Source organism: Pseudomonas sp. SWRI154, from assembly GCF_014268645.1.
Lineage (GTDB): Bacteria > Pseudomonadota > Gammaproteobacteria > Pseudomonadales > Pseudomonadaceae > Aquipseudomonas > Aquipseudomonas marvdashtae.
The window spans coordinates 63349-85139 of the sequence record NZ_JABWQW010000026.1 but is presented as its reverse complement, the minus strand read 5'-3'; the positions used below and the strand labels follow the sequence as shown (position 1 = coordinate 85139).

The window sequence follows — 21791 nt, the reverse complement described above, 5'->3', positions numbered from 1 at the left end:
GTTTATCCGTATAACCTGAACCGCCGTATACGGAACCGTACGTACGGTGGTGTGAGAGGACGGCGGATGTAAATCCGCCTCCTACTCGATGGCGATCAGTCAGCTAATGGCAGGAATTTGTCTTTCGCCAGGGATTTGCCGATCAATCCTCGATGCACTTCCAGAATCGCGTACGGGTTATCCGCCTTGGCAAGCAATGAGTGATAGTGCTCCTTGCGTTGTTCCTTGGTTTTCAGGTGCGCGACGCCATAGTCGGCTTTTGGCGTCTCGGCTGTTTCATAGTGAAAGTGCGCATACCAGAGTGGAAAACCGTTGCGGTCGTTGATTGCGTACTCCTGGAGGAAATCCTTTCGTGCGCCTTTCAAGGCTATGCGTCCTCCGAGCCGCGCGACTTGTATCAGGTTCTCCTTGAACAGGTGCTGCAGGTTGCCGTCGGTGGGCGGCAACTTCAGGCTCAGTTCGGTGCGCAGTGCGCGTCCCTTGGTGGTCAGGCTGGTCACGGCGTCGGATAACTGTTTGGACAGTGCTTGCTCCGCCGCTGTTGCCGGTGTTTGCGAAGCCGAGAACGCACGGTCGAGCTCGTGGGAAAGCTCGCGATAGCGATCTGCTTCGTTGCCCATTCGCTCTTCGAGTTCCTGAGGATATTTGCAGTACTTCTTATAGGCATCGGCGTTGCGTAGGCGTTCCGGCAGTTGGTCTAGCAGCGCACGCGCGTCGCTCTTGATCCTTCTGAGCGCTCTTGTCCTGGGAGCCGGGACGGGGCGCCGCTCTTCCACGACATCCCAGACTTCTTCGTGCTGCGAATAGGTGGCAAGCACATGGTCGTCGATTTCAGATCGCAACTCGACGACGTCTATCGGCATGTTTTCGTCGGCCGGTTTCAAATCACCAATCAATACGCCGCTTTTGCGGGTCTTGATCACCTTTTTCTGCGGCCGGCCGGACGATATCTTGGGGCGTTTAGGAGGACGTTTGCGCGGTTTTGGCTCAGGTTTGATCTCTGCCACCAAGCTTTTCGAGACATCCTGATACAGGCTTTCGACTAATTTGAGCAACCGGTCGAAATAGTTCTCCCTCAGATCGCTCGAATCGAGTGCTTTCAAACCGTGCAAGCCATCGAGCGCCTTGCCGTACTGTTCGGTCAGGGTCTCCAGGACCTCCAGGTGTTCCGAGGCGGTCAAGTCGTACAGGCGCATGTCGGAGTGCGAACGGACCTGCCTGATCAACGGCTCGATGATGTTTGTGAGGCTGGTGGACCGGCCACGATCGGTGGGGCTGAAAACCTGCGAGGCAAGAGTCGGTAGCTGCAACGCTTTTGTGGCCAGCGCGTTCCTTTCGTTGGGCGAACGGCCCTCGGTCAGGCGCTTGAATGCCTGCTCGCCGGCGGCACCCAGGTTCAACAGTTTCTCCAGGTATCGATCCTTGAGCTCCAGCCAATGGATCGAGCGGTCATTGATATCGGCCAGTTTGGTTAAATACCGCTCGTAGCGCTGGACATCGACGACCGCGCTCTCCACCAGTTCGAACCCTTTTGTCATGAATTGGGGGTGGGCGCCAAGCAGGTCTTGCAGATCCATTTCCACGACTACGTAGGCCTTGCGGGCGTCGTTGACCACGTTCTGCATCAACGCGTGATAGGTCCCGGAAGGCGGTTCGATGTTGAGCCGGGTGTAATCCGCTTCGTTGTCCAATATTTTCTGGCAAAGATCGACCTGTTCCTCCAGCAGCTCATAGAACACCTTGCGTTTGGCCGCGCGTTGCTCGTCGGTGTAGGTACTTGCTTCGTTGACCCTTTGCATCACCGTTTGAGCCGTGTCCACGGCTTGTTGCCGCCTGGCCTGTTGTGCGCTGAATTCGCGCAACTCTTCAATCAGCTGGGTCTTTCTTTGTGCGTTGAGACGGCGTTGCTCCATCACTCGGTTGCCTGGCATGCCTGCTCGCAGCCGCAAGCCCAAGTCGATGGACCAGTTGCCTGCACCGTCCGATCGGAGCATGGGTCCCTTTTTTGACTGATCGAGTGGATCGACAATGGTCACGCTTGCATCTGTTTCGACGCTGGCTTGATACAGGGTGTTTTCAACCAGCGCATGCCATTTGTTGCCGATCACGTACAAGCCCATTAGAGGGCCATTTTTAATAGGCTCGGGAAGTGAGGAAGGACGCGGCACTTGCATGCGCTGCAGTCGGGTGAGTTGCTCAGGGGTCAGGCGATTGCGGGCGTTGGCGAAGCTGAAGTCCAGCGCTGCGTCGTCGGTGTTGGCGTAGCCGGGCAAGGTAACGTAGCCCTCGTTGATGTCAGGCTGGACCGGTGCTGGCCATTGCTCGGGAAAGGCCCGCGGTGCGGGGGAGTCCACTGCCTGTGTCCTCAGCACTTGCGGCACCGCGGCGCGAGACGGGGCAGCAATGGAGGGGAACTGGCTCACCAGCATCGTGAGATTGAGCAGCAAATCGACGGTGGCGAGTTCCCGTGTCATGGGGTCGTTGCTGCTCAGCGCCGGGATGTCATGGTTGGCGCTGGCCATCAGGTTCCACAACCAGGCGACGGCCATGGCCGGGCCACGCAGCAACGGAACCAGCAACGTGTTGAATAACAGATTGCCGCCTTCGAGCAGTGCTGCCCAGCGGCTCTCGCGGTTGGACACTGATTCCCGATCGGCCTGGGCAACCAAGGCTCGCCCATTGCTGCCGTAGAGGTATTGCATCAGCTTGCCGTTATGCCGGAATTGTCGCAGCTCGTCGCTGGCCTCGTCGACGGCGATCGCCGCCGGGGCCGGCTTTTCGGGGGCGCTGAACTCATCACCCTGAAAAAAACGCACGATGTGCGGCTCCAGGAAACCGCCGTTGGCGTACACCGGGCGTGCGGCGTCGGACATCCATGTCAGCAGGCTGTCTTGCAAGCCTCCAGGTTTGACGATGGCCTGTAGCATCGCCGCTCGTGTTGGGAACTGCTGCAAGGAAGGCGAGTAAAAAGGCCGATACAGCAGGTGCGGGCCAGTTCGTACGTCCTCTGCCTCGATAATGAACATGTTGTCAACGATGTCGGGTTTAGCCTGGGATTTGCGCAAGAACGCCAAGTGGCGAATGACGACGCGCGGTCCACCCAATGGCTGGCTCTGTGCGTCGACCTGCAAGACTGCTTCGAGCAGACTCAAACCTTGGCGAGTCATGCCGTTCTCGTCGTTCAGTACCTGCTTCAACGCTTCGAGGACCAATTGCGCAGGGATCTGCTCGGCAAAAAAATCCTGGCGACGCTGCGCCTGGGGCAAGTCGTCGAACAGTTTTTGTTGCAAGTAACGGGGGTAGGTCGTGCCGATATCGACCTGTTCGATCAACCCGCCGTTGCGGGTAATGAAATCCACCGTCAGCCACATCGGAAGGGCCAACCCCTGGCGATGGCTGAGTTTCACGTTGGCGCTGGGCCGGGCGACGAGATTGTTGATGGCCAGCTCAGTCAGGCTCATCCGCCTCTGCTCGCTGATACCTACCGTGCCCGGATAACCGGCGGATACGGTGAAAGTGAGTACCACGTCGTCCGGTTGGTAATGGTTGGACGGGGACTTGGCCGGGCTGTTGTCGTTCGTTTTTCCCATCTTGTCGAGCAAGGCATCGGCGGTGAAGCGTTTGATGTCCTGGATATCGCTGAGATAGGTCTGGCCCTCGCTGCGCCTTCTCGCGCCAGCCAGCGCCAGGGTGTAATGCTGGAATTTCGTTTGCTCGACAACAGGCGCTTTCTTCAGCCATTCGGGTAACAACGGCGCAAGTTGTTCCGATGTTTCAGGCAGCAGGCGTGGGGCGTCGCGCAAGTCACGGGCGGGATCGGTCAACTCGCTATAAAGCGCTCCCAGCATCTGCTGGCCGATCGAGGAGGGCAGTCGGACCGTCTTGAGGTCGGCCAGTTGCTGCTCCAGCATCGATCCGGCCTGGGCGTCGAAGGCATTTCCGCCGATTTCGTAGCGTTGGAGGGTGACCGAGTCGACAACATAGCGGCTGGCAATCCGCTCGCGCCAGTGATTGTTGAAAGCCTCCATCGAATCAAAAGCCTTTACCGTGGCGCCCGGGCTGCAAAGAAGAATGACGAGGCCGTATGGGGTGTAATGAAGCAGGAGCAGGTCGGGGCTTGGCAACACAGTGCTGCGGATGCCTTGGACGAGCGTGCTTTCCAGGCTGTAGGCGTAGACGGGCGGAACGTTGTGACTGAAGCGCTGATCGCGATCGGGCCAGCGGACGATCTGGTCCAAGGCCACGCGTGCGGGTTGCGTGAGGCCCGATTGCTGCAGCGCATGGGTTTGCAACATGTTGCGCAGGGTGTCGCCGAGCCATCGCCAGCGGCTGATACTGCTCTTGGTGGCAGCTGGGGAGGCGGGATCGATGTTAGCGTTCCAATAGCGAGTCAGGGCGTGCTCCAGCCCGATTGGCACGGTCCAAGGCAGCTCGAGCACGAGCTTTTCGACGACACTGATATCCAGGCTGGCGCCCGTATCGAGGCGAAGACGCCGGGGGAACGCGTCCGAAAGAAACGCATCGAGGGCGCCGTGTGAACTGAAGTCCACGGGCGTGCCCAGGGCCAGGTAATCGAGTACCAGGGGCATGAACGGGCGGGCGATCCAGGCTTTGCCGGTGGCATCCGGTGTCGCCAGTTGGGTCTTGGAAAGGTCGATATCCAGCGTGGGGTATTTTTCTTTGAGGGTCAGTTCAAGCATGGTTTGCGCGACCTGCTCGAAGGTCGGGCGACCGGCAAACTGCTGGCTGACGCGTTCGGCTAACGCAGAGGGACGATCGGTTGGGGAGGCTGAGGTCATAAGAAGTCCTTTTCATACGCTCATGGCCGCAGGATGGCGGCGATAGAAGTATCGCCGCCCCGGTTGCTTGAAGGCGGTATATAAATACCGCCCGCATGGACGTGGGGTGTGCCAGGGCTTGTCGGGGCTTTTTATGCTACGGGGATAAGGGCAGTGGCTTGCGAGGTTCCGTAGCCTGTCAGGCGGGATCGGCGCCCAGCACCACATTCAGCGCGCTGCGGGCATCGTCCAGTTGCACCAGCGTGGCATGGCGAGCGCCAAGGGCGTCGCGGTTCTCGATGGCGGTGAGGATCGCTTTATGTCGGGGCATCGCCAGCTCATGCAGGTTGGGCCGCTGGTTGGAGTGCTTGAGCGCCTCGGCGATGGCCACCGACAGCATGTTGCACAAGTTGGCGAGCAGGTCGTTGTGGGTGGCGTCGGCGATGCGGCTGTGGAAGTCCAGGTCCGGTTGCAGCAGCGCCTCGGGGGTCGGAGCTGCTTCCATGCGCTGGTAGGCTTCGTTGATGGCAGCGATGTCTTCGTCGGTGGCGAATTGCGCGGCGAGAGCGGCGGCAGCCGGCTCGATGATGCTGCGCACGCTGGTCAGCAGGTTGAAAAATTCATTTTGCGGGCTGCTTTGCATCAGCCAATGCAGCACATCGGGATCGAGCATGTGCCATTCCCGACGCGGCTTGACCACCGTGCCCACGCGCGGTCGCGAATACACCAGGCCCTTGGCGACCAGCACCCGCGTGGCTTCGCGCAGCACCGGGCGGCTGACCGCATATTCTTCGCAGAGCAAGGCTTCGGCCGGCAGTTTGTCGTCGGGCTTGAAGCGCCCGGAGACGATCTGCATGCCCAGTTCCTGGACGATGCGCGCATGCATGCTTTTGCGGTCGGAGGGTTTGCGGTAATCCATGGGGCGCGGCGCGATCCTGTACGAGGGGGTGCCGCGCATAATAGCAGGCGCGGCGGGTATTCATCAGGCTAAACCCTTGGGGCTGTTGACCGTGTGGCGAGGGAGCTTGCTCCCGCTGGACTGCGAAGCAGGCCCCGGGGCGGTCGCTGCGCAACCGAGCGGGAGCAAGCTCCCTCGCCACAGTCAGGTGCGACAGCCAATTTTGATGTTGGATGTGCAACCGCTATCGCGAGCAAGCTCGCTCTCACAGGGAGAATGAGCTTAGTGAGAGTGGCGTGGCACCTCGGCCCCACGGCAACCCACCAGGAAGTCGAAGTCACAGCCCTGGTCCGCTTGCAGCACATGATCGATGTACAACTGGCGGTAGCCACCCACCAACAGTTGCTGCGGCGGGGCGAGGTCGGCCAGGCGCGCGGCGAGTTCGGCGTCCGGGATGTCCAGGTGCAGGCGGCCGCTGGCGCAATCGAGTTCGATCCAGTCGCCTTCCTTCACTGCCGCCAGAGGTCCGCCGGCCGCTGCTTCCGGTGCCACATGCAGCACCACGGTGCCGTAGGCGGTGCCGCTCATGCGCGCATCGGAAATCCGCACCATATCCGTCACGCCCTGGGCCAGCAGTTTGGCCGGCAAGCCCATGTTGCCGACTTCGGCCATGCCCGGATAACCCTTCGGTCCGCAGTTCTTCATCACCAGGATCGAGCTGGCATCAACGTCCAGTTCCGGGTCGTTGATCCGCGCCTTGTACTCGTCGAAGTTCTCGAACACCACCGCGCGGCCGCGATGCTGCATCAATTCGGCGGTGGCAGCGGAAGGCTTGAGCACTGCACCCAGTGGCGCCAGGTTTCCGCGCAGCACGCAGATACCACCGTCGGCGCGGATTGGGTTGTCGAGGGTGCGGATGACTTCGTCCTGGCCGTAGATCGGCGCGTCCTTGGTGTTTTCACCCAGGCTCTTGCCGTTGACGGTCAAGGCGTTCGGATGGGGGATCAGGTTGGCTTCGCCCAGACGCCGCAGCACAGCGGGCAAGCCGCCAGCGTAGTAAAACTCTTCCATCAGGAAGCGCCCGGACGGTTGCAGGTCGACGATGGTCGGCATGCCGCGACCGATGCGGGTCCAGTCGTCCAGGTCCAGTTGCACGCCGATGCGGCCGGCAATGGCCTTGAGGTGGATCACCGCGTTGGTCGAGCCACCAATGGCGGCGTTGACGCGAATGGCGTTTTCGAAGGCTTCCTTGGTCAGGATCTTCGACAGCTTGAGGTCTTCGCGGACCATCTCCACGGCGCGCATGCCGGACATGTGGGCCAGTACATAACGCCGCGCGTCCACCGCTGGAATGGCGGCGTTGTGAGGCAGGGACGTGCCGAGGGCTTCGGCCATGCAGGCCATGGTCGAAGCGGTGCCCATGGTGTTGCAAGTGCCGGCCGAGCGGGACATGCCGCCCTCGGCCGCGAGGAAATCGTCAATGGTGATGGTGCCGGCCTTGACCTGTTCGCTGAGCTGCCAGACCACGGTACCGGATCCGATGTCCTGGCCCTTGTGCTTGCCGTTGAGCATCGGCCCACCGGTGACGACGATGGCTGGCACGTCGCAGCTGGCGGCGCCCATCAACAGCGCGGGGGTGGTTTTGTCGCAACCGGTGAGCAGCACCACGCCATCGATCGGGTTGCCGCGAATGGCCTCTTCCACGTCCATGCTTGCCAGGTTGCGGGTCAACATGGCGGTGGGGCGCAGGTTCGATTCGCCATTGGAGAACACCGGGAATTCCACCGGGAAGCCCCCGGCCTCGATCACGCCGCGCTTGACGTGTTCGGCGATCTGCCGGAAGTGCGCGTTGCACGGTGTCAATTCCGACCAGGTGTTGCAGATGCCGATGATCGGCTTGCCATGGAACTGATGGTCGGCGATGCCCTGATTTTTCATCCAGCTGCGGTACATGAAGCCGTTCTTGTCGGCGGTGCCAAACCATTGGGCCGAGCGCAGGGAGGGTTTCTTATCAGACATGATCGATTCTCTTATTGTATGACTATATTGTTCTAGCTGAAGCGTAACATAAGCGCAAATTGCGCGGTTTGGAAGTGTTGTTGCTCAAATAGTATTACTATATAGTCCGGTTCAACGGAGGGGTTGTCCTGGCGGTCATTCGCGAGAGAAATCCCCAGAGCTTCTATAACAACAACAATCGGAGACCGGTCCCATGAGCCAGGAATTGCGGCTTATTCGTCGCATCACGCTGAAACTGATTCCCTTCCTGATCCTGCTTTACCTGATTGCCTACGTGGACCGCTCCGCCGTGGGCTTCGCCAAGCTGCACATGGGCGCCGACATCGGCATTGGCGACGCCGCCTACGGCCTGGGTGCGGGGCTGTTTTTCATTGGCTATTTCCTGCTGGAGATCCCCAGCAACCTGATGCTCGAACGCTTCGGTGCCCGACGCTGGTTCGCCCGGATCATGATCACCTGGGGCGCCATCACCATCGGCATGGCCTTCGTGCAAGGGCCGTACAGCTTCTATGTGATGCGCTTCTTGCTGGGCGCGGCCGAAGCCGGGTTCTTCCCAGGCGTGCTGTACTACATCACCCAGTGGTTCCCGGTGCGCCATCGCGGCAAGATCCTCGGCCTGTTCATTCTGTCCCAACCCATCGCGATGATGATCACCGGCCCCGTGTCCGGTGGCTTGTTGGGCATGGATGGCATCCTCGGCCTGCATGGCTGGCAGTGGCTGTTCATCGTCATTGGCATGCCGGCGGTGCTGTTGACCTGGCCGGTGCTGCGTTATCTGCCGGACGGCCCGCACCAGGTCAAATGGATGGACCAGAGCGAAAAGGATTGGCTGACCGGAGAGTTGAAAAAGGACCTCGAAGAATACGGCCAGACCCGCCATGGCAATCCGCTGCATGCGCTTAAAGACAAGCGTGTGTTGCTGCTGGCGTTGTTCTATCTGCCGGTGACCCTGAGCATCTACGGCCTGGGCCTGTGGCTGCCGACACTGATCAAGCAGTTCGGTGGCACGGACCTGGTGACCGGATTCGTGTCCTCGGTGCCTTACATCTTCGGCATTATCGGGCTGTTGATCATTCCACGCAGTTCCGACCGCTTGAATGATCGCTACGGCCACTTGGCGGTGTTGTACGTGCTGGGCGCCATAGGCCTGTTCCTCAGTGCCTGGCTGTCGGTGCCGGTGCTGCAACTGGCGGCGTTGTGCCTGGTGGCGTTCGCGCTGTTTTCCTGCACCGCGGTGTTCTGGACCTTGCCCGGGCGTTTCTTTGCCGGTGCCAGTGCGGCGGCGGGCATTGCGCTGATCAATTCGGTGGGCAACCTGGGTGGCTACATCGGACCGTTCGTAATCGGTGCGCTGAAGGAATACACCGGTAATCTGGCGTCGGGGCTGTATTTCCTCTCGTGTGTGATGGTGTTCGGCCTGGTGTTGACCGGCGTGGTCTATCGCCTGCTGGAGCGTAAGCACGTGTTGCCGGCCGATCAGTTCGCCGCCAGCGCCCGTGGGGCAACGCGTACCTGAGGTCACTGCGATCAATTATGGAAGAGCTTTTGTGGCGAGGGAGCTTGCTCCCGCTCGACTGCGCAGCAGTCGCAATATGGGCGATGTGTTTCGTCTGAATGAACTCGGCGCCTGAAGGTGGGGGTGCTTCGCCCCCCAGCGGGAGCAAGCTCCCTCGCCACAAAAGCCTGCTACGCCTATTCAAGTTTTGTTTACAGGGAGAAACCCCCATGCGTTTAGTTCAGTTCGAATTGAGTCACGGCGAGCGCCGCGTCGGTGTCGTCGATGGCGATCAGGTGCGCGAAGTGCAGGGCGCCGGTACTGTGCGGGAGCTGGCGCTGGCCGCCATCGAAGCGGGCGTGAAGCTTGAGCAGCAGGTCAATGGCCTGGGCCTGGGTGCCAGCCACGACTACGCGCAATTGCTCGCAGAGTTGCGCATCCTGCCGCCGTTGGATCACCCGGACCCGGCGCATCTGTTGGTCAGCGGTACCGGCCTGACCCATCTGGGCAGCGCCTCTGCCCGGGACAAGATGCATCAGCAGGCCGGTGACGAAAGCGCGATGACCGACACCATGCGCATCTTCAAATGGGGCGTGGAGGGCGGTAAACCCCAGGCCGGGCAGGCCGGCGTGCAGCCGGAATGGTTCTACAAGGGCGACGGCAGTATCGTCGTCCGTCCGGGCCAGCCGTTCCCGCTGCCGCCGTTTGCCGAAGACGCCGGCGAAGAACCGGAAATCAGCGGCCTGTACGTCATCGGCCACGACGGCAAGCCGTATCGACTGGGCTTTGCCGTGGGCAACGAATTTTCCGACCATGTGATGGAACGCAAGAATTACCTGTACCTGGCCCATTCGAAACTGCGCAGTTGCAGCTTTGGCCCGGAACTTCGCGTGGGTGAACTGCCTCAACATCTGTCCGGGACCAGTCGTATCCTGCGCAACGGCGAAGTGCTATGGCAGAACGAATTCCTCAGCGGCGAGGCGAACATGTGCCACAGCCTCGAAAATCTGGAGTTCCACCACTTCAAGTACAGTCAGTTCCTGCGCCCGGGGGATGTGCACGTTCACTTCTTCGGGACCGCGACTCTGTCGTTCGCCGATGGCATCCGCACCCAGCCGGGGGATGTGTTCGAAATCAGCCAGGCTGAATTCGGCGCGCCGCTGGTCAATGGCATTGCCCCGGTAGACGCGGTGTTCAACCCAGGTACTATCGGCACACTTTAAAGGAGACTTGCGATGAACCAGATCCTTGGCCACAACTACATCGGCGGCGCACGCAGCGCCGCCGGACAGACCCGCCTGCAAAGCGTCGACGCCAGCACCGGCGAGGCCTTGCCCCATGATTTCGTCCAGGCCACGGCTGAAGAAGTCGACGCTGCCGCCAAGGCCGCGGCGGCGGCTTACCCTGCTTATCGCAGCCTGAGCGCGGCGCGTCGGGCCGAGTTTCTCGACGCGATTGCCGATGAGTTGGACGCCTTGGGCGATGAGTTCGTCGCCGTGGTCTGTCGTGAAACTGCCTTGCCAGCCGCACGGATCCAGGGCGAACGCGGGCGCACCAGCGGGCAGATGCGCCTGTTTGCCAAGGTCTTGCGCCGTGGCGATTTCTACGGTGCGCGCATCGACCGCGCGTTGCCTGAGCGCACGCCGCTGCCGCGCCCGGACCTGCGCCAGTACCGCATCGGCCTCGGCCCGGTTGCGGTGTTCGGCGCCAGCAACTTCCCGCTGGCATTTTCCACCGCCGGTGGTGATACCGCCGCGGCCCTGGCCGCCGGTTGCCCGGTGGTGTTCAAGGCCCACAGCGGCCACATGGCCACGGCCGAACACGTGGCCGATGCGATCATTCGCGCAGCCGAAAAGACCTCGATGCCGGCCGGTGTGTTCAACATGATCTACGGCGGTGGTGTCGGCGAATGGCTGGTCAAGCATCCGGCGATCCAGGCCGTCGGCTTCACCGGTTCTCTCAAGGGCGGCCGTGCCCTATGCGACATGGCCGCCGCCCGGCCCCAGCCGATCCCGGTCTTCGCCGAGATGTCGAGCATCAACCCGGTGATCGTCTTGCCAAAAGCCTTGCAGGCCCGTGCCGACAGCGTTGCTCGCGACCTGACCGCCTCGGTGGTGCAGGGTTGCGGTCAGTTCTGCACCAACCCTGGGCTGGTGATCGGCATCCGCTCGCCTGAGTTCACCGCGTTCACCCAGCAGGTGGCGGCCCTGATCGGCGATCAGGCCCCCCAAACCATGCTCAACGCCGGCACGCTGCAAAGTTACGGCAAGGGCCTGCAAAAGTTGTTGGCTCACTCGGGCATCGAACACTTGGCCGGTCGCGAGCAGCAAGGCAACCAGGCCCAGCCGCAGTTGTTCAAGGCCGACGCCAGCCTGTTGATCAACGGCGACGAAGCGTTACAGGAAGAGGTCTTCGGCCCGACCACGATCTTTGTCGAAGTGGCGGACCAGGCGCAACTGACTGCCGCGCTGAACGGCCTGCACGGTCAGCTCACCGCTACGATCATTGGCGAGCCGGCGGACTTCGAACAGTTCGGCGAGCTCACGCCGTTGCTGGAACAGAAGGTCGGCCGCATCCTGCTCAACGGTTATCCAACCGGCGTCGAGGTCTGCGACTCGATGGTCCACGGCGGCCCGTATCCGGCGACCTCCGATGCCCGTGGCACGTCGGTCGGCACTTTGGCGATCGATCGTTTCCTGCGGCCGGTGTGCTTCCAGAACTACCCCGACAACCTCTTGCCGGAGCCGCTGAAAAACGCCAACCCGCTGGGCATCCAGCGGCTGGTGGATGGCGTACCGGGGCGCGAGGCGCTCTGAGGATCAGGCAGTCCATTGTGCTTTGATGGGCTGCCTGATCCAGGCAGGCCCGCTCCCACACTTCGAATGCGTTCGGGTGTGGGGCGGGCCTGTTTGCGTTGGCGAATGTGCCGGTGGCAGGTTTTTCGAACCTTAGGGGCCCAGGCCCGGTCCGACATTGGGTTATCATGCTGCCTTTCCCAATGACCGACTGATCGCCATGACTGCTTCCACCGACACCCTGCTGCACGCCCTCGAACACTGCGACATGCTGATCATTGACGGGCTGCACGCGTTCGATTTTTCCCTCGACGAGCAAGATCAGTTGCACGTTGAGTGCATGAACGGCCGCACCCTTGAGCACTGGCGTTTTACACCCGCGCAGATGCAGGCCGCGACGTTTGACGAAGCCCTGAAGCATTGGATCATCACCAGCGACTCGGGCGACCATCACCTGGAATGCGTGGAAGCGAGCAGCGGCCACGACGACGAGGACCAAGAAGATGAAGATGCGTAGTTTCTGGCCGTTGTTGATGGCCGGCAGCGTGGGCGCCATGGGCGTCCAGGCAGAAACCGCCGAACATTATCAATTGCTGGTCGGCTCCTACACGGCGGACCAGAGCCAAGGCATCTATCGCATGCAGTTCGACAGCCGCACTGGACAGCTCGACGCCAAGCCGCTGCAAGTAATCAAGACGGACAACCCTTCCTGGCTGACCCTTTCCAAGGATATGACCCGGTTGTTCGTGGTCAACGAAAACGGCCCGGGTCAGAAGGATCCGGTGGGCAAGGTCAGCAGCTACGCCATCGACCCGAAGACCCATGAACTGAGCCTGATCAATCAGGTACAAAGCCTGGGCAACGAGCCAACCCATTCCAGTCTGAGCCACGATGGCCAGCATTTGCTGGTCAGCAATTATTCCGTGCTGGAAAACCCGGGCGGCACCTTGGTGGTGCTGCCGGTGGGGCCAGGCGGCAAGCTGGCGCCGGTGATGCAGTCGGGCAGCCATCAGCCGAGCCGGGTCAATCCTGAGCGGCAGAAGTCCGGCCATGTGCATTCGGCGGTGCCTTCGCCAGACGGCAAGTACGTGTTTGCCAATGACCTGGGGGCGGACAAGGTCTTCGTCTACCGCTACGACCCCAAGGCCAACCCCGAGCTGCCCCTGACACCCGCCGACCCGGCATTCGTGCAGTTGCCGCCGGGCAGCGGGCCGCGTCACCTGTTGTTCAGCCGTGACGGCAAGCACGCCTGGCTGACCATGGAAATGACCGCCCAGGTCGCTGTATTCGACTACGCGGATGGCCGCCTGACCCAGCGCCAGCTTGTTGATTTGGCGGCAGACAAGCCCCAACCGGGCAGGGCAGCGGCGGCGCTGCATGCCTCCAAGGATGGCAAGTTTCTGTACGTCAGCAACCGCGGCACCACCAACGAACTTCTGGTATTGGCCATCGACCCGGCGACGGGCACGTTGAAGGAACTCCAGCGACGCTCTGTCGAAGGCGATCATCCGCGAGAATTCAGCCTCGATCCGAGCGAAAAATTCGTCCTGGTGGCCAATCAGAAGAGCAACCAGATCGTGGTCATCGAGCGTGATCCAAAGACCGGTCTGCTGGGCAAGACCGTGCAGAAGTTACCAATGGACGCGCCCAGCGATCTGAAATTCCTGGTCCGTCAATAGACTGAAGACCCCGATTGCCGGGGCCTTCGCAGTTGTATCAACGAGACTGATAGTCGCTAGTATTACAAAGCATTTCAAGACGAGACGCCTCGGCGCGTAAGTTTGCTTCACGGCCCCAACGGGCAAATCAGCTAACTGAATCCGAGGACTACCGCCATGAATCTGAATCTTTTCTCCGTGATCGCTGCTTCCGCCATTTCTGCTACCGTGGCCTTGCCAGCCAGTGCCAGCATCGAAATCAGCGACAAGAAAAACCGCACCCAGAGCTACACTGAAAAATACCTGCAACAGAGCGCCAATTTTTACGCGGCGCTGGACCACAAGACCCAACACTGAATCTCGCTGCAAATGAAGCCTGCGATCTTTTCATCTCCCTTAGCGTGCTAAAGAGAGAAAAGATCGCAGGCTTCGTGCGTCTGGGTAAAACCCTGTTGTGATATCACATAGCCATGTGTTTAAATTTGACGCTAGTTAATTGACTCCTTACCGATAAGGATCGACACCATGGCGATGCGTTTGGCGGCGATGCTGCTGTTTCTCTATTCCGCGCCGATTGTCTCGGCAGCCCAGCCAATTCCCGGCGAATTGGAAGTGGCTCGCGAACGGTTGTTGAGTTTGCTGAGCGACTGATCGGGCCGCGCGGCTTGAACATCATCATCGCTTTTGTGGCGAGGGAGCTTGCTCCCGCTGGACTGCGCAGCAGGCCTATTCGGTCTACAACCAAGGCGTCTGCTGCGCAGCCGAGCGGGAGCAAGCTCCCTCGCCACAGAAGCGCGCTCGCAAGACCAACATTTACTTGGCCATGATCGCCATGAACAGCTCGGAATCGAGCAGGCCCTGCAACCACTTCTGGAGCCGAGGGTAGGGCGCCAGGGAAAACCAGTCGCGATCGACATGGGCAAATTGGCGCACGAATGGCAGTAGCGCTACATCCGCCAGGCTCAGGTGGCCCGCAACCATGAACGGTCGGGATTCAAGCAGTTCTTCCAGCTTGCGGAGGAAAATTTCGCCTTCGCTGCGGTAATGTTCCTTCGGGTATTCGGGATGACGCTCCGGGTATTTGTAGCGATTCAAGTGGAGCTTGAACACTTGATCGTTTTCCTCGATCAACGCCGCCGTCAGCGCCTGGCCCTGGGCATCGTCCCGCAGTTTCCAATCCTGCGGATCGTGCAGGGCCAAGGCCCAGTGCATGATCTCCAGGCTTTCATCGATCACCCGACCATCGACCTGCAACACCGGCACCGTGCCTTTGCTCGACAACGCCAGCATCTCGGCAGGCTTGGCCTTGAGGCTGACTTCGACAGTGGCCACATCGATCGCGCTGTAGCGCAGCGCCATTCGCGCTCGCATGGCATACGGGCAACGGCGGAAGGAATAGAGCGTGGCGCGGCTCATTTCACTTCCACCGTGCTCAAACCGTTGCCCTGGCGGCGGACCTGAATCTGTACCGGAATCCGCTCGTGCATCTCCTGCACGTGGGAAATGACCGCGACTTTGCGGCCCTGGGCCTGCAAACCGTCGAGAGCGTCCATCGCCAGTTGCAGCGACTCGGGGTCGAGGCTGCCGAAGCCTTCGTCGATGAACAGCGACTCGATCTTCAGCGTGCTGGACGCCATCGAGGCCAGGCCCAGCGCAAGGGCGAGGGAGACCAGGAAGGTTTCGCCGCCGGATAACGAATGCACCGAGCGCAGCTCATCACCCATTTCCGTGTCCATCACCAGCAGGCCAAGCATGCTGCCGCCACGCTTGAGGCGATAGCGGCGCACCAGTTGTCGCAACTGGGCGTTGGCGTGGTGCACCAGCAAATCGAGGTTGTACGCCTGGGCCAGTTTGCGGAAACGGTCGCCAGTGGCCGAGCCGATCAACGCGTCCAGGCGTGCCCAGCGCTGGTACTCGGTATAAGCCTGCTCGATCTGTTGGGCCAGTGCCTGGTTGGCATTGTGTCGGCGTTGGTCCTCGGCCTGCCGGGCACGCAACTCGGCGCACTGTTGTTCGCTTGCTGCAAATTGATCCTGAAGCGCGGACAGGGCATCGGCCAATTCTTCCGGTGGCAGCTGGCCGTTGTGTTGGGCCTGGTGATTTTGCAGGCGCTGCTCGCGCTCGGTCAGCAGGACGCGGGCTTGTTCGACGGCTTTTTCGCTGTTGAGCAGGCGTTGCCGCAGTAGGCTGACCTGTTGCTCGTCGAGGCCCAGCAGGCCATCGAGCGCCGCGTCGTCCAGTTCAGGGTGAGAGGCGCGCCATTGCCCAATGCCAGCGGCCAGCGATTGTTGTTCGGCCTCCAAACCATGGGCCTGTTCACGACGGGCCTGGAGTTCGGCCGCCAGTTGCACAAGGTTGTTGCGCAGATCCTGCAACTGCTGATGGGCTGTTGCATCGGCATTGCGGGCCTGTTCCTGGGCCAGATCGAGCTGTTGCTGCCATTGTTCGGCACTGGCATGTTCGCCCAGCAGGTGCGTGAGTTTCCGCTGGCAGGATTGATGTTGTCCATTCAGCGCATTGAATTGCTGTTGCGCCGATTCCAATTGCTGTACGCGGGTCTGCTGGCGGTCCTGTTCTTTCTCCAGGGTTCGCTGACGCTGAAGCTGTTCGCTGAGTTCCTCGCGTTGCTGTTCCAGTTGCGCCAGGCGCTGGCTGATCCGCTGGTCAAGTTGCATGAACGTCGCTGCGGGTTCGCCGCGCAGGGCCTGTAGCGTGGCGGACGGCAACAGCGTGCTGAAATGCTCCAGTTCTTCATCCAGGCGCTGGCGATCCCGGGCCAGCTCCTGTTGCTGGTAGTTCAGATGCTGTGACGCCTGCTGGCTCGCCGTTTCGGCATCACGCAGTTGTTGCGACAGGCGCGCGGCGTCTTGTTGCAGGGTGAGCAGGGCAGCCTGGCGCTGTTCGTCCTGGCTGATGCGTTGGGTCAACTGGCTGTTTTGCTGGGCCAGCCAGGCGTCGCGCTTGTCCGAATCCTGGGCCAGCAACGGCTCCGACAGTGGATGGGCTTCGAGAGTTGGCGCGAGGCTTTGTTGTTGGGCCGCGAGTTGTTCCTGTTGCTGCTTGAATTCCTTGAGCTGGGCGATGACTCCGCTGTATTGCGCCCGCAGGTCGATGACTTTTTCATTGAGCAGGTCGACGGCCTTGCGCGCGTTGGCCTCTTCGCTTTCATCGAATCGTCCGAGGCTTTGCAGCAGCGCTTCGGGTTGATGGTAAGGATGTTCGATGCTGCCACACACCGGGCAGGGCTGGTTGTCCTGCAACTGTTCGCGCAGTTGCTCGACGCTTTCGCTGCGAGCCAGGCGCTGGCGCTCCAGTAGCTCACGGGTCACGGTCAGGGTCTGTTCGGCAACGGTCAGCTCGGCCTTGGCTTCGCCACCTTCACGTACCAGTCGATCGCGCTCCTGCAAGGCTTGTTGCTGGCGCTGCTCCAGTTGCGCGCTGCGGTTGTTCAGTTCCTGTTGACTGGCCCATAGCCGACTCAGTTCTTCGAACGCCCGCAGTTGCTTGCGATTGTCTTGCAGCAGGTTGCCCAGCAACTGGATCTGCTCGGCGACCGCTTGCGGTTCGGCACCGGCCTCCTTGTAGAGCACGTCGAGATTTTGTCGACGGGCCGCGAGATCATCGGCGGCGCGAGTTGCGTTCTGTTCCAGTAGGGCGAGTTCGTCCTGGCCCTTGTTCAGCCGATTGCCGATCAACATCAATTGTTGGAGGCGATCACGATAAGCACTCCAGGCATCACCCAGTGGCGCAAGATCGACGCTTTGCTCCAGTTCGCCGGCAATCCGTTGCAGGCGCTCGCTGACGTGGCGTTGCTGTTCGAGCAAGGTGTCGATGGTGCGTTGACCATCGCTGCAAGCCTGTTGGGCCTGTTGCAACTGCTCGGCGCCTTGAGCGACTTCCCTGGTCAGGCGAGCGAGATTGCTTTGTTCATCGAACGCCTGGCGCAGCAGCGGCGCGTTATCGTTGCTCTGCTGGCGGGCGGCAGCCAGCGCCAACTGCGCCACGCCCAGGGCCTTTTCCAGTTCGGTCTGTTGTTCATGCAGCTCGACCTGCTGCTGGGTCAGTTGCAGGATTCTGACGGCCAGCGGTTCAAGTTGCCGGGTCAACTCAGCCTGGCGGATGAATTGATGGCGCTGGGGCGCCAATTGCTCAAGGCGTGCCAGTTTCAGGCGCTCATTCGCCAGCGCAGCCCAATCGACCTGGGCCTGTTGCAATTGCTCGGCGGCACTGGCCTGTTCATCCTGCAATTGGCGCAGGTCCTTGAGCCAAGTGTGCTGCTGTTCCAGTTGCTTGAGCTGCGCCTGCTGGGCCTTGAGCAATTGCTGGGCTTGGTTGAAGCGCTGGTCCAGCTCGGCCCGGTCTTCAAGGGACAGCGGCGTGACGCCGGTGGCCTGGTCCTGTAGCACCTTGTGGGCTTCCTTGGCGTGCTTGGCCTTGTCGAAGGCGCGGCGCCCGAGGCGCGTATAGAGTGCAGTGTCGGTAAGCTTTTCCAGCAGCTCGCTGCGGTCGTTGTCGTCAGCCTTGAGGAAGGCGCTGAACTCGCTCTGGGCGAGCAGCACGGCACGGGTGAACTGCTCGAAGTTCAAACCGAGGGCGGCTTCGAGCTGGGTCTTGTATTCGCCTTTCTGGCTCGCCAGCAGTTGATCGTTGTCCAGGTCGCGAAGGCTCTGGCGGCTGGCTTGCAGCTTGCCGGCGGCTTTTTCCCGAGCGCGATTGGCTTCCCAGCGAGCGCGGTAGCGGCGGCCGTCGACGCCGCGAAAATCCACTTCGGCATAACCATCGCCCGTACCCCGGCGCAACAGTGTGCGTGGGTCACCCGTGGCGATTTCGCCGTCGGCGTCCGGCACCTTGGCGTCGCGACCGGTGTTGTTGAGGCGTGGCACCGCGCCGAACAAGGCCAGGCACAAGGCGTCGAGCAGGGTGCTTTTTCCGGCACCCGTGGGGCCGGTGATGGCGAACAGGCCAGCGCTGGCCAATGGCTCGGCGGTGAAGTCGATTTCGAAAGGGCCGGCCAGGGAGGCGAGGTTCTTGAGGCGGATCGCGAGAATCTTCATGGCTGCTCGCTCTCCGTCTGGACGTCTTGCAACAACAGGGCGAAGTCCCTGAGGGTCTGCTCGTCGACTTCATTGCCGTAGGTGTCCTGCCAGGCGCGGCTGAACAGTTCCTGCGGGCTGAGCTGGTCCAGTTCCACCAGTGCGCTGCCGTCATCGGCACCGCCGGCACCACCGTTGCCGGCATACTCGGCGGCGATTCGTACCAGGCGTACGGCTTTACCTTGCAGGGCGGTTTCCACCTGATGGCGCAAGTCCGGCTGCGGTTCGTCCAGGCGTACTCGTACTTCCAGCCAGGGCTGGCGCTGGACATCGGCCAACAGGTCGATGTCCGGCAGCTCCTTCAGTTGTACCAGCAGATCGGCCAATGGCACTGGCCCCAGGCGTTGCAGATTGACGGCACGGGGAATCAGCCGGGGTTCGACGTTTACCAGGGTTTCGCCATCCAGGGTGACGTCGAGAATCTGGTGCCGGTAGCCGATCTCGGAAAACGACAGCGGAATCGGCGAGCCGCTGTAGCGGATGCGTTCTTCGCCGTTGACCTTCTGTGGCTTGTGCAAGTGACCGAGGGCGACGTAGCTGATGCTCGGGCCGAACAGGCTGGCGGGCAAGGCCTCGGCGTTGCCGATGATCAGGCTGCGCTCGGAGTCCTCGGACACCGAGCCGCCGGCCATGTGCGCGTGGCTGACAGCGATCAGAGCTTGTCCTTTCTTGCGTTTACTGTTGGCGGCGGCGATCAGCCACTCATGGACCTGGCCGATGCCCCGCAAATAGTCGTCGCCCAGTTGTGCGCCGGTGACCTCGGCGGGGCGCAGGAAAGGCAAGGCCAGGCACCAGGCCTTGACCTTGCCTTTGGCATCCGGCAACGGCAGCAACAGACGCTCGACGTCGAGCTGCCCATCGTCCAGCCACAACACCCGGCCCAATGCGTGGGTGCGCAGGCGACGCATCAACGGCGCCGGCAATTCGATACGCGAGCCGGAGTCGTGGTTGCCGGCGATCATGACGATGGTGAGGTTGGCATTTTGTTCGTGGGCGCTGACGATAAAGTCGTACAGGCGCTCCTGGGCTTTGACCGGTGGGTTGACCGTGTCGAAGATGTCCCCGGCGATCAGCAGTGCGTCGGGCTTTTCGTTGGCCAGCTGACGCAGCAGCCATTCGAGGAAGCAGGCGTGTTCGAAGTCGCGATCCTGGCCGTGGAGGTTTTGCCCAAGGTGCCAATCGGAGGTGTGAAACAGACGCAAGGCAGACTCCAGAAAACAGAGGATGGCCGCGGGAAGAGAGGCGGCGCAAAAATGCAGAGTTTACTGGGAAATGGCGTTGGGGACTTGGTCAACTTCCCTGGATCGTCTAACGCCCGCTTTTGTGGCGAGGGAGCTTGCTCCCGCTCGATTGCCTAGCCCCCCCAATTCATCATTATGTGTGCAGCAGATCGCGGTGATGGTCCACAAAGTTCTGGGCGATTAATACATAGGAGGTATTTTTCCTTCGCCGCTTTGATCCCTGGTGTCATTTGCGCAGAAACACGGCACCGATCAGCGACGCAATGAGAGCAAGTAGCGCACCCGCCAAAAATGCCATTCCATAACCACCGCTCAACGCTGCTTGTGGTGCCAGACCGCTATCTACGAGGTAGTCACGGTGATACGAGGCCAGGCTGCTGATGATCGCCAAGCCCAAGGCTCCTCCCATCATGAAGGAGGTATTGACAAGACCGGATGCGAGGCCGGACTCACTTGCATCCACGTCGCCCATAGCGGCAACAAGCACCGGATTAAATGCCATTCCTGCACCAAATCCCAGCAGTAGCATGCCCGGCAAGATATCAAATAAGAAATTACCGTTTGCCGGCGTTCTGCTTAACAACAGAAGGCCTCCCGCGGCTAGTATCAAGCCCAAGACCAATGGGGGGGTGATACCAAAACGAATGATGAGCCTTGGGGATAGGCTCAATGAGCACACGGCCATCACAAGGTTGGCGGGCAGAAATGCAAGTCCTACTTCAAGGGGGGTATAACCCAAAACCTGTTGAAGGTAGAGGGCGCAAAGAAAAAACCAAGCGAACATTGAGGTAGCCCAGAGTATACCGATCAGGTTGGCTGTACTCAGGTTCCGCAGCCGGAACAGACGGAGGGGTACTAGCGGCTCTTTCAAGCGAACCTCTACGGCTAAGAACAGAATGAATGAGGACGCTGACAGTGTCAGCAAACTGAGTGTTTGCGTCGATCTCCATCCGGCATGATTGCCATTCATGACCGCGTAGACTGCCAGCATCAGTGCTCCGATGATTGTGATGGCGCCCAGCACATCGAGTGAGCCCTTTTTGGTGTTCTCGACAGGAGGAAGCAACCGGTAAGTTAGGCCGAGAACGATGAGCCCCAGAGGCACGTTGACCAAAAAAATCGAATGCCAGTCATAGGTGTTTGTCAAAATGCCGCCCAGCAACACGCCAATGCTGCCGCCACCAGCACACACGAAGCTATAGGAGCCGATGGCTTTTGCGCGTTCTATCGGGTCGGAGAAAAGGTGAATGATTAAAGATAGCGCCGTCGCGGTGACCAGCGCTCCGCCGAGACCTTGGAGTCCCCGTGCTGTTATCAGGACCCATTGGGTAGAGGCTAAGCCGCATCCCAATGAAGCCAGTGTGAAAAGAGTTACACCCCCGATAAAAATATTACGCTGTCCATACAAGTCGCCCAATCGACCAGCCAGCAGCAAAAAACCCCCAAACATCAGCAAATAGGCATTAATGATCCAAGCCAGCGAAGTATCGTTGAACCCCAATTCCCGTTTGATCGACGGCAGCGCGACATTGACGATCGTGGTGTCCAGCACAATCATCAATGTGGCGAGGCATATAAGCATCAACGCTTTCCAGCGTTTTTTACTGTAGGAAGCGTTGTGCGCAAAGCCTAGTTGCGAGTATTCGTTTATATTATTCATAAAATATCCTTGTGCTAGGTTGCTTTGGTGATCGTGCTCGTTTCATTTGCTTGTAGGAACTTGATGTAGGACTTTGGTGTGGGTATTGGTTTGTAGGTTTTTTCTGTCGGGTACAAGTTGGCTGCCCCATTTGCTTGGGAGTGATTGAGTCTAG

At 60.5% G+C, this 21791-nt stretch carries 14 protein-coding genes; 7 read left to right on the top strand and 7 right to left on the bottom strand.

The features are described from left to right. Positions 1 to 95 precede the first annotated feature (95 nt). The 3 genes from HU806_RS20715 to HU806_RS20705 all read right to left on the bottom strand — a co-directional run bounded on the left by HU806_RS20715 (position 96) and on the right by HU806_RS20705 (position 7695). Positions 96 to 4799, bottom strand: a complete 4704-nt coding sequence (locus tag HU806_RS20715) for a dermonecrotic toxin domain-containing protein (protein WP_186613882.1) — start codon at positions 4797 to 4799, stop codon at positions 96 to 98. A 178-nt stretch (positions 4800 to 4977) separates the two neighbouring features. Beyond that, on the bottom strand, positions 4978 to 5697 hold the full coding sequence (locus HU806_RS20710) for a FadR/GntR family transcriptional regulator (protein ID WP_186613880.1): 720 nt from the start codon (positions 5695 to 5697) through the stop codon (positions 4978 to 4980). A 261-nt stretch (positions 5698 to 5958) separates the two neighbouring features. Beyond that, on the bottom strand, positions 5959 to 7695 hold the full coding sequence (locus HU806_RS20705) for an IlvD/Edd family dehydratase (RefSeq protein ID WP_186613878.1): 1737 nt from the start codon (positions 7693 to 7695) through the stop codon (positions 5959 to 5961). A 193-nt stretch (positions 7696 to 7888) separates the two neighbouring features. Here HU806_RS20705 and HU806_RS20700 point away from each other — a divergent pair, with 193 nt between their 5' ends. The 7 genes from HU806_RS20700 to HU806_RS26670 all read left to right on the top strand — a co-directional run bounded on the left by HU806_RS20700 (position 7889) and on the right by HU806_RS26670 (position 14294). Then, complete coding sequence (locus HU806_RS20700) at positions 7889 to 9211, top strand: MFS transporter (RefSeq protein ID WP_186613876.1); 1323 nt, start codon at positions 7889 to 7891, stop codon at positions 9209 to 9211. A gap of 209 nt (positions 9212 to 9420) precedes the next feature. Beyond that, positions 9421 to 10413: an AraD1 family protein gene (araD1, locus tag HU806_RS20695; RefSeq protein ID WP_186613874.1), complete on the top strand. Its 993-nt coding sequence runs from the start codon at positions 9421 to 9423 to the stop codon at positions 10411 to 10413. Positions 10414 to 10425: 12 nt separating this feature from the next. Beyond that, entirely contained in the window at positions 10426 to 12006 is a 1581-nt protein-coding gene (locus HU806_RS20690) for an aldehyde dehydrogenase (NADP(+)) (RefSeq protein ID WP_186613872.1), read from the top strand. A 199-nt stretch (positions 12007 to 12205) separates the two neighbouring features. Continuing rightward, positions 12206 to 12502: a DUF5629 family protein gene (locus HU806_RS20685; protein WP_186613870.1), complete on the top strand. Its 297-nt coding sequence runs from the start codon at positions 12206 to 12208 to the stop codon at positions 12500 to 12502. Continuing rightward, positions 12489 to 13664, top strand: coding sequence for a lactonase family protein (locus HU806_RS20680; protein ID WP_186613868.1), 1176 nt, complete (start codon positions 12489 to 12491; stop codon positions 13662 to 13664). Before HU806_RS20685 ends, HU806_RS20680 begins: the two co-directional genes overlap by 14 nt. 156 nt (positions 13665 to 13820) lie before the next feature. After that, entirely contained in the window at positions 13821 to 14000 is a 180-nt protein-coding gene (locus HU806_RS20675; protein WP_018611529.1) for a hypothetical protein, read from the top strand. A 168-nt stretch (positions 14001 to 14168) separates the two neighbouring features. Next, on the top strand, positions 14169 to 14294 hold the full coding sequence (locus tag HU806_RS26670) for a hypothetical protein (RefSeq protein WP_273018696.1): 126 nt from the start codon (positions 14169 to 14171) through the stop codon (positions 14292 to 14294). A gap of 162 nt (positions 14295 to 14456) precedes the next feature. Here HU806_RS26670 and HU806_RS20670 read toward each other — a convergent pair whose 3' ends face one another. From HU806_RS20670 to HU806_RS20655, 4 genes are all read right to left on the bottom strand, one after another. Beyond that, entirely contained in the window at positions 14457 to 15059 is a 603-nt protein-coding gene (locus HU806_RS20670) for a glutathione S-transferase (RefSeq protein WP_186613866.1), read from the bottom strand. Next, complete coding sequence (locus HU806_RS20665; protein WP_186613864.1) at positions 15056 to 18697, bottom strand: AAA family ATPase; 3642 nt, start codon at positions 18695 to 18697, stop codon at positions 15056 to 15058. The genes HU806_RS20670 and HU806_RS20665 overlap by 4 nt, the downstream gene beginning before the upstream one ends. Continuing rightward, on the bottom strand, positions 18694 to 19938 hold the full coding sequence (locus tag HU806_RS20660) for an exonuclease SbcCD subunit D C-terminal domain-containing protein (RefSeq protein ID WP_186613862.1): 1245 nt from the start codon (positions 19936 to 19938) through the stop codon (positions 18694 to 18696). The genes HU806_RS20665 and HU806_RS20660 overlap by 4 nt, the downstream gene beginning before the upstream one ends. Before the next feature lie 265 nt (positions 19939 to 20203). Beyond that, a complete protein-coding gene (locus HU806_RS20655; protein ID WP_186613860.1) occupies positions 20204 to 21637 on the bottom strand; it encodes an MFS transporter in 1434 nt (477 codons plus the stop codon). Between the last annotated feature and the right edge of the window lie 154 nt (positions 21638 to 21791).

Excerpts from the sequence above, each read along its gene's own strand:
- HU806_RS20715 (WP_186613882.1), bottom strand. The coding sequence starts at position 4,799 with ATGACCTCAGCCTCCCCAACCGATCGTCCCTCTGCGTTAGCCGAACGC.
- HU806_RS20710 (WP_186613880.1), bottom strand. The coding sequence starts at position 5,697 with ATGGATTACCGCAAACCCTCCGACCGCAAAAGCATGCATGCGCGCATC.
- HU806_RS20705 (WP_186613878.1), bottom strand. The coding sequence starts at position 7,695 with ATGTCTGATAAGAAACCCTCCCTGCGCTCGGCCCAATGGTTTGGCACC.
- HU806_RS20700 (WP_186613876.1), top strand. The coding sequence starts at position 7,889 with ATGAGCCAGGAATTGCGGCTTATTCGTCGCATCACGCTGAAACTGATT.
- araD1 (WP_186613874.1), top strand. The coding sequence starts at position 9,421 with ATGCGTTTAGTTCAGTTCGAATTGAGTCACGGCGAGCGCCGCGTCGGT.
- HU806_RS20690 (WP_186613872.1), top strand. The coding sequence starts at position 10,426 with ATGAACCAGATCCTTGGCCACAACTACATCGGCGGCGCACGCAGCGCC.
- HU806_RS20685 (WP_186613870.1), top strand. The coding sequence starts at position 12,206 with ATGACTGCTTCCACCGACACCCTGCTGCACGCCCTCGAACACTGCGAC.
- HU806_RS20680 (WP_186613868.1), top strand. The coding sequence starts at position 12,489 with ATGAAGATGCGTAGTTTCTGGCCGTTGTTGATGGCCGGCAGCGTGGGC.
- HU806_RS20675 (WP_018611529.1), top strand. The coding sequence starts at position 13,821 with ATGAATCTGAATCTTTTCTCCGTGATCGCTGCTTCCGCCATTTCTGCT.
- HU806_RS26670 (WP_273018696.1), top strand. The coding sequence starts at position 14,169 with ATGGCGATGCGTTTGGCGGCGATGCTGCTGTTTCTCTATTCCGCGCCG.
- HU806_RS20670 (WP_186613866.1), bottom strand. The coding sequence starts at position 15,059 with ATGAGCCGCGCCACGCTCTATTCCTTCCGCCGTTGCCCGTATGCCATG.
- HU806_RS20665 (WP_186613864.1), bottom strand. The coding sequence starts at position 18,697 with ATGAAGATTCTCGCGATCCGCCTCAAGAACCTCGCCTCCCTGGCCGGC.
- HU806_RS20655 (WP_186613860.1), bottom strand. The coding sequence starts at position 21,637 with ATGAATAATATAAACGAATACTCGCAACTAGGCTTTGCGCACAACGCT.